Source organism: Nocardia coffeae, assembly GCF_019890715.1.
Taxonomy (GTDB): Bacteria; Actinomycetota; Actinomycetes; order Mycobacteriales; family Mycobacteriaceae; genus Nocardia; species Nocardia jiangxiensis.
In genome coordinates this window covers 1-13835 of sequence record NZ_JAINZY010000024.1, presented here as the reverse complement: position 1 = coordinate 13835, position 13835 = coordinate 1, and the positions used below count along the sequence as shown (strand labels likewise).

Sequence of the window (13835 nt, the reverse complement as noted above, 5' to 3'; positions counted from 1 at the left end):
CGATGACCGAGAAGATTCGTGTACTCCCCGGAACGAGGGGAGCGCGGCTGGTGCTGCTGGTGTCGGCGGTCGTGATGGTGGTCGTCGCGTGTGGTGGAACTGCCGACCGGTCGCGGTATCCATCGCCGCCCGTCCCCCATAGCGCGATGCCGGCGATCCGTCTGGATGCGGTGGAGAACAAGACCGACCAGCTTCGGGACTGGGCCGGGGCGCGGGCCGGCAAGCATGGTATTCCGGTGCGCGCGCTTGAGGCCTATGGGTATGCGACGGTGGTCATGGCGAAGGCGCAGCCGCAGTGTCATCTGGGCTGGAGCACCCTGGCTGGGATCGCTCGGGTGGAAAGCGATCACGCCCGTTTCGGTGGCGCGACCATCGCTACCGATGGTCTCGTGCGACCGCCGATACGCGGTATCGCCTTGAACGGCACCGGCGGTAACGCCGTGATCGTCGACTCCGCAGCCACGAGGGGATCCCGGCGCACCGTATACGCGCGGGCGATGGGACCGTTTCAATTCATCCCCGACACCTGGAAGCGGTGGGGCGCCCGCGCGAGCACCGACTACCACCTCCTGGCCGCCGCACTGCAGGGCGGTAAACCTGTTGCCACGAACACTCTTTCGGGGAGCCCGGACAATATCGACGACGCAGCACTGGCCGCGGGCCGCTACCTGTGCGCATCAGGAGGCGACCTCGCTACGGCCAGCGGCTGGCGCCAAGCGATCTTCGCCTACAACCACTCCGCCGCCTACGTGAACCAGGTACGTGCCACCGCGATCGGCTACGACACCTGACCCAACGCCTGGGGCCGAACCCCGACAGAAGAGCCGAAACGCTCCCGCAGAACGTTCGGGCTTTCTGAAAGTAACTAGCTCTCAATCTATTTCGTGAACCCCCCGTTTCCGGGGCCGGAAAGTCTGCTTGGTGAAATGAATTCTCGAGAACAGCGCCGTGTGTGGTCGAACACGCGGATCCGTTTCTGGTTGTGTGCCGCAGTTGGTGTGCTGGCCTTGGCGCTGACCGCGCAAACCGTGCACGTCATGGTGACACCGACAGCGTCGGGCAAGCACATCATCGATGCGGCCCGGCATGTGCCGGTGCTGAAGCCGGTCAACAACCTCAAATCGCTGAAGCACGCGAACCATCCGGCGCCGCAAGCTGATTTCCGGCCGCTGCTGGGCGCCTCGCGCAGCGCGTTCGACCCGAAGACCTCGAAAGAGACGGCGCGGGACGAGAAATCGGTCACCTACACCAACCGGAACGGTTCGCACTCGGTTCGCCTGTCGCAGACACCGATCAGCGTCCGCGACAGCCACGGCGCATGGGTGTCGATGGACACCCGGGTGGTGAACAAACCCAACTCGACCACCGCCGTCGCGGCGCGCGACGGCGCACACACCGAGTTCGCGGCGACCGCCGACGATCCCAAGCTGCTGCAACTGGACCCCGGCGACGCACCGGTATCGCTCGCGCTCACCGGCGCACACAAGGCGAAACGGACGGTCCACGGCTCGACGGTCACCTACCCCGGGGCGCTGCCCGGCCAAGACCTGACGTACACAGTTGAGCCGGGTGCGGTCAAAGAGGCGGTGGTCGTGAAGAACGCCAAGTCGGCCGGGGCCGGCCGGTGGGTGTTCACGATGGCCCTCGGCAACGGGCTGGCCCCCAAGCTGGAGGGCAAGGGCGTCAGCATCACCAACGCGCAGGGCACACAGGTAGCGGCGTTGCCGCCGATACAGGTGTTCGACTCGGCGAACAAAGGCAGCAAGGACAAGAAGAAAACCTTCGCACGCACCGGCGGCACGTATTCCCTCGCCCGCAAGGGTGAGGCGTGGGCGCTGACGGTGTCGGTGAACAAGAGCTGGCTGACAGACAAGAAGCGGGTCTACCCGGTCACCGTCGACCCCACCTACACCTACGGGTCCGGCAATACCGCTGAGACGCGTGCGTATTCTTCCGGTAGCGCGCCCGAATGTGACAACACCTGTGGCATCGAGGTCGGCAACCAACCCGCCAACGGCGCGAGTCTGTTCTGGCGGTCGGGATTCCGCTTCGACTTCTCACCCCTGTTCGGCAAGACCGTCGTGGGCGCGCGGATGGATTTCCAGCTCACCGGCCAGACCGGCACCTCGGCGCCAGCCATGTCGAACCTGTATCAGGCTGGCAGCCCGCTCGGGTACAACGCCACCGGAAACCTCCTGGCATCAGCCTCGATCGGCACTGCCGGGTCGATGGCGGCCTCAGCGCTGACCAGCTACATCTCCGACCGGGTCAACGCCAAAGACACCAACGCATGGTTCCTGATGACAGGCGGAGAAACCAGCGACGTCTCGTTCAAGACACTGCAAGCCAACCTGATCGTCGACTATGGCACCGCCCCACCGGCGACCACACTCGTCGGACCGGTCGACCAGGCCGTGATCGCCACGCCCACACCGACACTGAGCGTCAATCCGGTCACCAACCCCTCGGGCGACGGCACCCTGTACTGCTTCAAGGTCTCGACCGGATTCGACGGCCGCTCGGGCAGCGTGGTGGACTCGGGCTGTCTGACGAACCCGACCTGGACCGTGCCCGCCCACGTGCTGCACGACGGCGGGAAATACACGTGGACGGTGCTGACCGCCCTGTCCGGTGGGGTGACCACGACGACCCCGCAGTGGGTGGCGCACTTCACTATCAACCAGCGCATCGGGGAGACCGGAAAGATCCCGGTCGACACGGTCGGTGACATCTCGGTGAACCTGTTCAACGGGAATGTGCACACCGACACCGGCGGCCCGCAGTTCACCTCCGTCGGCGGGAAGTCCGGTGTCGCACTGGCCTACAACTCGCGTCAGGGCGAAGCCAACGGGGTACGGGCCTCGTACTTCAACGATCCCACCCACACCGGCACCCCCGGTGCAGCTCCGGTGCTGGTGCGTACCGAGCCGCAGGTGAACCTGGACTGGGGCAATGTCCTGAGTTCCTCGTCGGACAACCTGCCCTGGAAGCCGAATCCGATTCCGCCGGCATTGGACCCGAACTGGTACGTAATCCGGTGGGAGGGCCAATTCCGGCCACCGGTCACTGGCGATTTCCGGTTCGATGGCCAGCACGCGGACGGCGCACGGATCTGGGTCAACAACACCCTCGTCTACGACAACCCCAACGGTGCGGGCGTGGCCAGCGACTTCAGCACCGCCGGACCCAAAGGCACCCAAGATATTTCGCTGACCGCAGGCGTACGTGTGCCGATCAAGGTCGAGCTGTACCACCACACGAACATCAACCCGCAAATGGTCCTGTGGACCCGGAGCGTCACCGGCGGCGCCTCTGCACGCAGCTTCAACCTGAGCCCGGTGATCGCCAAGACCGACTGGCTGTTCTCCAACGATCCGCCGCCGCTGCCGAATGGCTGGAACCTGTCCATCCAAGGCAGCGAATACAGCAAGGCCGAAATGCTGGACGGCTCAGTGGTCCTGACCGACGGCACCGGTGCCACACACACCTGGGCCGAGGCATCCGACGGCGACTACGTTCCTCCGGCTGACGAGGACGGTGTCCTGGCGGTCGACAATACTGGCAAGATCACCGTCACCCAGGACGATGTGGTGTCGATATTCAACCCTGACGGCACTTTGACTTCGGTGGCTTCGGTGCTGGATTCGAAGAAACCCGCTGCGCTGCAATATCAATACAGCGGAACCCCTCCGCGCTTGACGAAGATCACCGATCCGGTCTCGGGCCGCTCGCACACCCTTTCCTACAACACCGACAACAGCGACAACTGTTACGGCGGCGCGACCAAGCCCCCCGGGGCCATCGGCAGCGCACCCGCACAAATGTTGTGCCGCATCACTTACTGGGACGGCACCGAGACCCGGTTGTGGTATTCGATCGCAGGCACCCTGGACCGGGTCGAGAACCCCGGCGGGGCGGTCCGCGACTACACCTACGACCAGGAACTCACCGCCAACACCGAGATCCCGCAGGAGGGCGGCAACACTGAGCAGATCCAAAAACTACGCGACGCAGTCGGCCCGCTGATACAGATGCGGACTCCGCTCATCAACGACTGGCTCGCCACTCCGGCCGGGCACTCGGACGGCCTCAACGATCGCTATATCATCGCCTACGATTCGTTCTACGATCCCTGGGCCAACACGAGCATCGACCAACCCTCCGCGCGGCCGACCGTGATCCAGAAGCCCACCCCTGATGCGAATCCCAGCTCCAACCGTGAATCACACAGCTATCAATACGGCGGGGCCGGCCAATACTGGGGCAATATCACCTTGCCGGATGTCACCAATGCAAGGAAGGTGACGTTCGACACCAGCGGTCGCGCACTGACCTCGACCGACGCCGACGGGGTGACCAATTCGACGGAGTGGACCCCCAAGGACAAGGTATCCGCGACCGTCGATGGTGCGGGTCGGCGTGCAACGGTGGTTTACGACTACGCTGATCGGCCGACTGACTCGTACGGTCCCGCTCCCGCATCGTGTTTCAATGGCCAGACACCGACCGCGCAGTGCGCGGGCACAATGCCGTACACCCATGTCGGCTACGACGAGGGCCTGACCGGTCTATCAGCGGCGCTGTACAGCAACCCAGTGTTGTCAGGTATCCCGGCGGTCTGGCAGACCGGCGTCGGTACCTCCGATGGGTCCCTATCGAGGAACTGGACGAACGCTGCACCAGTGGCCAACACGGGTGGCTGGTCTGCGCGGTTCACCGGTGAGATCCAATTTCCGGCCGCAGGCGCTTACGGAGTCGGGTTTACCGCGGTCGACGGCGTCCGGTTGTGGATCGACGATGCGCTGATGGTTGACAGTTGGACCGACAAACCCAACACCGCAGTTGCTGGCTCCTACACCAACACCACAGCAGGTAGCTGGCACCGCGTTCGAGTCGACTACTACAACCGCAGCGGCACCACCGGTGCGTTGAACTTCACCTGGACACCGCCCGGAGCAGGCTCGCCGGTCACCGTTCCGGGGCAGTTCCTGCAACCGCGGTATGGATGGCAGACAAGCCAGACTGACTACGACAGCTCGGGCGGCGCGACAGAACGGGCAGGTACGACCAAAACCGCCACCAGCTACTCCGATCCGGCGAACGGGATCGACGCGGTATACGGCTTAGTGGTTGCCAAGACATCGGACCCTGGCGGACTTTCGCTGGTACGCCGCAATACCTACGAGACTCCGGGGGCTGGGTATCTGCGCAAGACCGCTAGCGCGCTCCCATCCGGCGATATTACGAATCCGGACAAGCGCAGCACCACCACCTATTACGGCGACGCCGAAACGCGGGCGAACCCGTGTGATTCGTCATCGACCGCGGTGAGTCAAGCCGGGATGGCCAAATTCGTGACCGCTGCGAAAAACGCGGCAGGTCAGTCGAATACAGCTGAATCGGTATACGACGGCGCGGGACAGGTCGTGGCATCCCGGGTGAACTCCGAACCATGGACCTGCACCAGCTACGACGCCCGCGGCCGGACGACACAGCAGGCATTCCCGGCTCAGGGCAACCAGCCCGCCCGCACGGTCACATACAACTATGCCGTCAACGGAGACCCGAGAACCACAACCGCCAGCGACTCGAGCGGCACGGTCACGACGGTAGTCGACCTGCTGGGACGGCCCGTCTCGTATACCGATGCCAACGGTGTGGTGACGACCACCGGCTACGATCGCGACGGCCGAGTGACCGGTACAACATCCACGGTCAAAGGTGTTACCAGCACGCTGAACTACACCTGGGACAACGCATCCCGGCTACTCACGGTCGGACTGGATGGAACGACTGTTGGCACCACCGGCGACGACAACGGCGGACAGGTAGCCAATGTCGCGTACGGCAATGGATCTCGCCTCGATTCGATAGCGCGTAATGCGGCCGGCGCGACAACGGGATTGACGTGGAAGACCGCCAGCTCAACAGTCGTCGATTCGGTGACCAGATCCTCACACGGGCGGATCACCGACGAAAACCTCACCGACACGGCCAATCCCACCGCAACCTTCACAGATTCCTACACCTATGACGGAGTCGGGCGCTTGGCTGCGGCGACGGTCCCGCATCATCAGCTGACCTACCACTTCGACCCCACCGGCGGGTGTGGCCCGAATACCGCGGCGGGCATGGACACCAACCGCACCGGGTTGACCGACGTCAAAGACGGTGGGGCCGCAGTAACTACCGGTTACTGCTATGACAATACCGATCGGCTGCTGTCGACGAACGGCGCGAACGCGCTGTCGTTCGCCTACGACGTGTACGGCAATGCGACCAACGTCGGGACCGACACGTTGGGTTATGACTCCACTCTTCGGCACGTCTCGACATCCACTGCCTCGGGGACAAACGTCGCCTATACCCGAGATGCAAATGACCGGTTGATGGCCCGGACGGTGCAGGGTGCGCCCACCACGACGGCGAACGGGACGACTCGTTACGGCTACACCGCGCCGGAAGCGAGCAACCCCGAGTTGGTGCTCGATTCCAACGGGAACCTGCAACAGCGAGTGTTGAAGTTGTCCGGTGGTGTGGTGTTGACCAAGACGTACGGACAGACAGCTACCACGAATTGGTCCTATCCAGATGTGCACGGCAGCATCCTGTTCACCGCGGATGGCGCCGCTGCCCGCACCGGCGTCATGCATCTCTACGACCCTTACGGTCAGAACATTGATCCGGGCACCGGCGTGTTTGGGGATATCCCGATACCTGCGACGATGCAGGGCGGTATGGACTTCGGTTGGCTGGGGCAGAACACGCTCCCGATCGAGCACCTCGCCAGTCAGCAGGCCGTCGAAATCGGAGCGCGTACCTACCTGCCGGTACTCGGCCGGTTCCTGCAGACCGATCCAGTGACGGGTGGTTCGTCCAACGACTACGACTACGTCAACGCCGACCCGGTCAACAACATCGACCTCACGGGTAAGAATCCTCTGGCTGTAATCGCTCCTCTCGTTCCGGAGATCGGGGAGGGTCTCGGGGCAGTACTTGCGCCCGAAATTGTAATTCCGGCGGTCGTTCTCGGTGCGGGAATTTACGCTATCGAGAAAGCGAACGACCACAGGAACGACCCACCAGCAACCAGCAAACCCAACACCGCCCAAGCGCCAGACAAGGCGGCGCCAGCGGAACCACCGAAAGAGAACGAGCCCGAAAAGCCAGCGAACAATAATCCGAAAGCCACGCATGATAAGTCCGCCAACCCGGCTGAAAACCCGAACCTTGGGGCTTTGAAGAAGGTTAATCAAAATCAGTTGGGTAAAATGGTAGGTGACGCGCACGAATTTAAGGAAGGAGTCCTGGGGCGTGGAGCAAAGGTATCCCGGTATGATGTATACATCGACAAGGATAGCGGATGGCTCTTCCTTGAGGACAAGAACGGCGGAGACCCTATCCCAACCTATCACCACAGCGACTGGGGGCCTGATAACTGATGTACGAGACACCAAGAAGAAGAGTGCAATTTGTAATTGCCAGTGATGCGTTGACTCCGGAAGATATCATTTCATCAATCGAGATAACTCCTGATCGAACAGCATGGAAAGGGTTGGTGCCGCCGGATTCAATGCTGCGCTATCCTAGGCCTGCTCGGGATCATAGCTGGGAAATACGCGAGACGGGGGGCGTTGATACTCCAGTTCCTGTTCTACTGGATGCGGTTTTAGTGAGAGTTGCGCCAGCTGCACAACGCATTGGAGAGTTGCGAGCTCGCGGATGTCGAGTAATTCTGAGCGTGGTGTTGTACACCTCGCCGGCTGATCCGGTAGGTCCTGGATTCGCTCTGACCTGGGACCAGATCAAATTGCTGGGTGCGTGCGGCGCGGATTTTGAGGTGGATCAATATCTCTAGTGCGTTGTTCCTTTTTGGGCTGGTAGATAATGGGTCGGGAGTTTTTCTCGATCCGGATTGGTGATGTCATGCCCAAGCTGTTACGTGCTCGTCCGGCGGCGGATGCGGTGGAGGAGGCGAAGATTCGCAGGTTGGCCGGGAGTCGGCACGCGCCCGCGGACTGGATTCTGCGAGCGCTGTCTTCGGCAGATCGGGAGCGGCTCGGGGGAAGGGTTCGTGATGGATGGTGAGTAGGTCGAATCCATTGTGGGTGTGCTTCGACGCGCGCGCGACAACGGGGTGGGGGCTGTCGGACTAGCGCGAAAGGCGAAGGGCGAGCTCGGCGACAACTTCCGCGTGATCACGTTTATTCAAATGTTTTGAAAAGCGTTCGAGATCCCGTTGCCGGTGCTGCAGGATGCGGCATGCTGGCGCGGATTTCATCTGGCATCGTCCAGTATCTCGGATGAGGAGCTGGAGCAGTTGCTTGCACCCTGGCTGCTGCCGCCGCGCGCTGGTCAGTAGCCGGGTATACGGGAGGTCCGCCTCGGCGAGGCCGCCGGGCTTGGTGAGGGGTGGCGCGTGCCCGGCTCGGCGGAGCCAGGAAGTCTGGGCTCGGTGTGTAGTTCGAACGCGCGGCTATTTGCGCACCACGTAGCGCAGATGCAGGACGCCAGGGTCCTCCAGCGTGCGTACCAGATCGAGTTCTGTGTGCTCGGCCGGGAGCTCATCGAACAGTCGTCGGCCGCGCCCGAGCAGGACCGGCCGGAGCTGGATGTCGATCATGTCGAGTACGCCCTCCTTCAGAGCCTGCTGGCCGGTGTAGGCGCCGTGCATCATCACGTTCCGCCCGCCTGCGGCCTGCTTGGCCTGTTGGATACAGGAGGCGATGCCTTCGGTGACGTAATGCACCCGCTCGTAAGGGTTCTCGGCTGGCGGCCGGTGTGTCGGCACGAAGATCGGCACCCCGTCGTGGTGGTCCCCGTTCCAGTAACCGGCGAAGTCTCCGGTCCGTTTCCCGGTGATCACGGCCCCGGTCGCCATGGCCTCGTCGAACACGAGTCGGCTGTTGGGGTACGTGGGGCGGAAGGTGTGGGGCACCTCCGCATCGGACGCGCCTCCGCCGCTGAGCCAGTCCATCAGCCGCATCCCGTTGGTGCCGGCGGGGTTCTCGGCGTTGTCGTCCGGACCGGTGATGAACCCGTCGAGTGACATTGCCATGGTCAGGAACACTTCAGACATTCCACGTCATCCTTCACATCCGGTTGGCGACATGGGTTAGGACGAAGCGGATGTAGGAAACTCATCGTGGTCGCGCCGGTCCAGTGCGAGGCTGGATCATCGGCATTTCCGGATACCCTGCGCCGCTGTCGATCTCGTTGGCGCATCCGGTCGTCGTGGTCTTCCGACTTCGGGAGCGCGAAGTCGGCCAGCAGTGTAACTGGCGGGTTATGAACCGACATCGCCACTCTCGACGGTGACGGCGGGCCGGAGATGTTGTTCGTCTGCGGCGTGAATCATTTGGTGGACAAGGTGTTTCGCTCTTCGGCTGGGTCGTCAGCGCGCGTATCTGTGTCGGGTGCAAGATGTGGACCTCGGCCAGCCAATTATTATACAGTGACCTGTGATGTAGGACACATACCGTCCCTGCGCCCGGGGAATTCGTTCACATGTTCATGGGGTCCCGGTGGGGCCGCTGACCGTCTGGCCGAATCTCGCGCAGGCTGTGAACGGCGGAAAATCGCTCGGTAAGCGGCATGACAGTGCGTTCGCAACTGTCGTGGGACCGTTCGGGAGTACTGACGGTTGGCTGGAACGGTCGACGATGCTTGGGCTCGACCGCTCGGAACGCGGAATGAGTTTGTTATTGTCACTAGTACTCTGTATACGACGGCGACAGTGAGGCACTCCGATCGGCATCGATACGAACCGGATTGATCGGGAAGCTGTCGGTCTTTGCGAGTTTCAGACCAATCGGTTTCTTGGTCACGCATTCCGCGAACAAGGGACATCAGATTTCGGTGTCGACGCACATGTGGAGTTGAAGCGCGACGGCAGTCCCACCGGCCGGCTCGTCGGGTTGCAACTGAAAGCGGGGCGTTCTCGGTTCGGGGAGGAGACGGACACCGGCTGGAAGTTCCGCCCCAAGAAGAAACATATTCCGTACTGGCTCGGACACTCCCTCCCGATGTATGTGCTGTTGATCGATACGGACGCTCAGACGATCTACTGGCAAGAACTGTCAGAAAGAACGTTGGAGACCGGTCCCCGCGGCGGTATCTACGTTGTCGTCCCGAAGTCTCAGACTCTGCCAAGCGCTGGCGCGGCCTGGGAGGTCGCCGCTGAAAGATTCGCGCAAACCGCGCTTTCGGACTATTCCGACAACCTCTCGCGTCTACCCCCCAGCGTTGTCAGAGCGCTAGCGGTCCTTAAGGCGGCCAACGCTGACTCTGCTGCACTGATCGCCGCTCACCTTGCGCGTGGTCGTGGCGCTCCGGAAGTTGTTATCCGTACCCTCACGGGCAGCGACCCGGCTTGGCTCTCGCCAGACGGTGGAAGCATCGGTCTCGTCGCGCTAGCTGAATACGCGGTCTGCCATAATTTGGCGGGCTTGGCGATCGATCTGCTGCTCGTGGCGGCTGAACGAACGCCCGAATCGAAGTACAACTACACCCGAAACGCGGCGCTGATAGCGGTCGAGTCTGACCTCACTCGTGCCCGCGAACTTCTGGAGATCGCTGGTTCGATGCCGGAAGCCTCGGGCGACATGCGCCTTGAGATCGGGCGCGCCAGCCTCACACATCCTGAAGGTTCGGCAGCACCCGTCGCTCTGTCGGAGGAGCTTGAGACACAGCTCAACGAGATCGAAGACGACGAAGTCGTGCTCTTCTTCCTCGCCCGGCGTTACGAAAACGCTGGCGAACTCGATCGTGCTGTTTCCCTTTTCGAGCGAGCGCTCGCGTGCGTTCCTGATTCGGCTGCGCACATGGAAGGTCTTGCCTGCGCACTCAGCCGCAGGGCACAAACGCCGCGGATGCAGCCGACAGACCATCGACGCGCGACCCAGTTCGCCTCAGACGCGGTCGATCAGCTACACGACTGGTCTGGCCCGACCGAATCAGCACTGCCGGCGCTTCTGCAGTGTCTCATCGTCGCGGGCGAGTTCACGAAGGTACTCGACCGAAGTCTGACAGCACCCGACGGCCGAGCGACTATCGAGGAGTCACAGAGGCCCGAAGTTCGTACGTTTGCCGCATCCGCTGCTACTGCGCTCGAACGGCGTGACCTCGCGATGCAGCTGATTGACTCTCTACCCCAAGGTGTGGACCAAGACCTGGCTCGATTGCGGTTGGTAGAGATCCCCGGCGAGATCGAAGACCGGCGCGCAGCATGGATCGGCATGGTCGAACGACTGGACAGGAGCCGCCCGGAGGCGCTATTGCAGGTCGTCATGCGTCTGAGTGATTTGGGAGTAGACGAATCAGCGCGACTCGACCCGCTGGTTGACGACAACCTCATCTCGCCCGACCTTCGTGATCTTGCGGTGGTCAGCGCAAAGGCGTGCGTCGACCTCGATGCAGCCCTTCCGAAATTCCGCCTGTTGGCCGAGCGTTCCGAACTCGGGGCAGCGAAGCTTGTCGACTACCTGGCAAGCGCCGAAAGGTTCGATGATGCCGAAGTCGCATCCAGTGCAGCCTACGTGCGATTCGGAAAGCCGGAATTCGCGTTGCGTCGCGCCGAGATGCTGATATGTTTGGATCGCGACTCGGAGGCATACGACGCGGCCTCCGACGCTCTCTCATTGTCGTTCATTGATCCGTCTCACCGGCGTATCGCTAACCGGCTGCTAGCGCTTCTCCTGTCACGTCAGATCGCAAAAGCCCCCGCAGATATGCAACTCTGGCGACGAATCGAACGCCATCTGAACGAGTGCGTGAACTCGGACGAGTTAGTCGTCGAGGAGCGCGATGTCTGGCAACTTGCAGAAGCCCAGATGCGGCTGGGGGAAGAAGCCGATGCTTTTGAGACATTGGTACAACACGAGCCCACAATCAACGCGCCGAGCCATGCTCGGTTGTGGACGTCTGTGATGCTCGCGCAGCCCACGCTGAATACGCATGTATATGCGCGCATGCTCGAACTGGCCGACACCTTTGCCGATGACATACAGCTCAGTGCCGCACTTCTGACAGCTGTGACAACACGCACGCGCGGCGAGGAGGACGAACCTGCCACTCCCGCCGATCAGCGGGCAGTCCTCGATGGTGATCGTCGCGCCGCCGCCTTCGCTGCGCTTCAGGCTCATGTGGAGCGGTATGGCGACCGGAGTCCGATCAAGATACTTCAGGCACCGACGACCGATGACCTCATCCGCAAGATGACCGAACTAGCGCGCCGTGACGACGGTCCTCTGATCGAGCTTGCCGAGGCGGTCCGACAGGTGCGCTTGCCTTTGGGCATGTTGGCATTGGCGGCGGGTAAGCCGTATTCGTCAATCCTCGCGGCCAGGCCTCTCGGTTACTTCATTGCGGCAGCAGCCCTCGAAGACGACGATCTAGAGGACGAGGAAGCTGCCAACAATTCTTTGAACCGAGACGTTGTGGTTGATGTATCCGCCCTGCTCATAGCTAGTGAACTGGGCGAGTTCGACAGCTTCCGGGGAAACTTCCGAAGTCTCCTTGTTCCGGCTACTTCGCAGCTAGACGTACGTGCAGGCCGTGCTGTTTTGGAGGGACAATCATCAAGCTGCGGGACTATACGCTACGACGCAGCGACCGATTCGATCGCCGCCGTCGAGATAGACGTCGAGGACCACCTCGCCGCTCTTGCCCGTTTCTCGACCATCGAGAAGGCTCTCGCGTCGACACAAGCATTCGCAGACACGACTCTTGAAGGGGTTGATCTCCCTGGATCCGAACCTTGGCTTGGTCCGATTGCGCTTGCGAAACACCGAGGTGTACCGCTCTGGTCGGACGACCTGGCGCAGAGGCGAGTGGCCAGAGCGCTAGGCGTGAAGGCATTCGGCACAACCACGCTCCAGCAACTTCGTACCGCAGATCGCCTGGACAACAACAGCCTGGACGAAGCAGAGTATCGACAAGCGCTTGAGAAAAGGCGCCGGGAGGTCCTGAACGCCCTGCGTGCGCGCATCGTCGACGTCCCGACGGACTGCCAGGTTGTAATTGATCAAGGCAACGCCGAGGAATGGAACGAACAGGTCGCGCTGGTCACGATCGGCAGACCTGGCTGGTGGCATATGGCCGTTGATCCGTGGGGCGATCTTCGTTCGATTCTGATCGCCGTGCAGGAAGGCGGCGGCCCGTCCGATGCGTGGCGTTTCCATGCCATGTGGGGCGTCGCTCGAGTCGCAGCTGACGATCCGAACCGTTCCGCTCTGCTACTTGCCTGTGCTGCTCTGGTATGCATCGGTGACACCTTGGACGACGATAAGACCGCCGAGTACATTGCCGTAGCCAACAAGATTGCGGCTCAATGTGGTGCCAGCATCCCGTCAGAATTCCTGATCGAGGCCGCGACAGCGCTTGAGATGGCCAGGGTATTCTCCTATGCTCCGGCAGACGTAGCACGTTTGCGTACCGGACTCTCGGATTCAGACGAAAACCTCTCGGCAGCTCAGCGGGGACTAGTTCCGTAGCCTGCAACAAGCTGTGATCGCCGAAGCTGCGGCCGGTCCGTTGAATCCTGAGAGTAGGTCGCGAGTGGATTCGCTCATCGGCATTATCGAGCATCGCCGGCATCGAGCGCTCCGTCTACGTCCACCGCAGGAGCTGCGGCTGGGTGTCGTTCGGCTCCGCTCATCGCCCAGGTGCAGGAGTGGGTTTCGTTCGTAAGAATCGGGCAGCCAATAGTCAGACAGCGACCTATGACCTGGGACACAATTCCCTGAATGATCACCCGCGCTCTCATGATCGCCCGTGCCGTAGCTCATCGGCGGCGGGCAGTTTGACTGCGCCGGTTGGCACCCACCGGCGCAGGG

5 protein-coding genes are annotated in these 13835 nt (G+C 62.1%); 4 read left to right on the top strand and 1 reads right to left on the bottom strand.

From position 1 onward, the window contains the following. Window positions 1–2 precede the first annotated feature (2 nt). The 3 genes from K7711_RS44315 to K7711_RS49490 all read left to right on the top strand — a co-directional run bounded on the left by K7711_RS44315 (window position 3) and on the right by K7711_RS49490 (window position 7858). Window positions 3–791: a lysozyme family protein gene (locus K7711_RS44315; protein ID WP_235748756.1), complete on the top strand. Its 789-nt coding sequence runs from the start codon at window positions 3–5 to the stop codon at window positions 789–791. A 135-nt stretch (window positions 792–926) separates the two neighbouring features. Further along, window positions 927–7442, top strand: coding sequence for a PA14 domain-containing protein (locus K7711_RS44310; protein ID WP_222978717.1), 6516 nt, complete (start codon window positions 927–929; stop codon window positions 7440–7442). Further along, complete coding sequence (locus tag K7711_RS49490; RefSeq protein WP_222978713.1) at window positions 7442–7858, top strand: DUF4279 domain-containing protein; 417 nt, start codon at window positions 7442–7444, stop codon at window positions 7856–7858. The genes K7711_RS44310 and K7711_RS49490 overlap by 1 nt, the downstream gene beginning before the upstream one ends. Window positions 7859–8476: 618 nt before the next feature. Here the strand turns inward: K7711_RS49490 and K7711_RS44300 are convergent. Continuing rightward, window positions 8477–9079 (bottom strand): dihydrofolate reductase family protein, encoded by a 603-nt coding sequence (locus K7711_RS44300; RefSeq protein ID WP_222978711.1) that lies wholly within the window; start codon window positions 9077–9079, stop codon window positions 8477–8479. A 670-nt stretch (window positions 9080–9749) separates the two neighbouring features. Between K7711_RS44300 and K7711_RS44295 the strand changes: the two genes are divergently transcribed. Further along, on the top strand, window positions 9750–13493 hold the full coding sequence (locus tag K7711_RS44295; protein ID WP_222978820.1) for a DUF4365 domain-containing protein: 3744 nt from the start codon (window positions 9750–9752) through the stop codon (window positions 13491–13493). The last annotated feature ends 342 nt before the right edge of the window (window positions 13494–13835 follow it).

Excerpts from the sequence above, each read along its gene's own strand:
- K7711_RS44315 (WP_235748756.1), top strand. The coding sequence starts at position 3 with ATGACCGAGAAGATTCGTGTACTCCCCGGAACGAGGGGAGCGCGGCTG.
- K7711_RS49490 (WP_222978713.1), top strand. The coding sequence starts at position 7,442 with ATGTACGAGACACCAAGAAGAAGAGTGCAATTTGTAATTGCCAGTGAT.
- K7711_RS44310 (WP_222978717.1), top strand. The coding sequence starts at position 927 with ATGAATTCTCGAGAACAGCGCCGTGTGTGGTCGAACACGCGGATCCGT.
- K7711_RS44300 (WP_222978711.1), bottom strand. The coding sequence starts at position 9,079 with ATGTCTGAAGTGTTCCTGACCATGGCAATGTCACTCGACGGGTTCATC.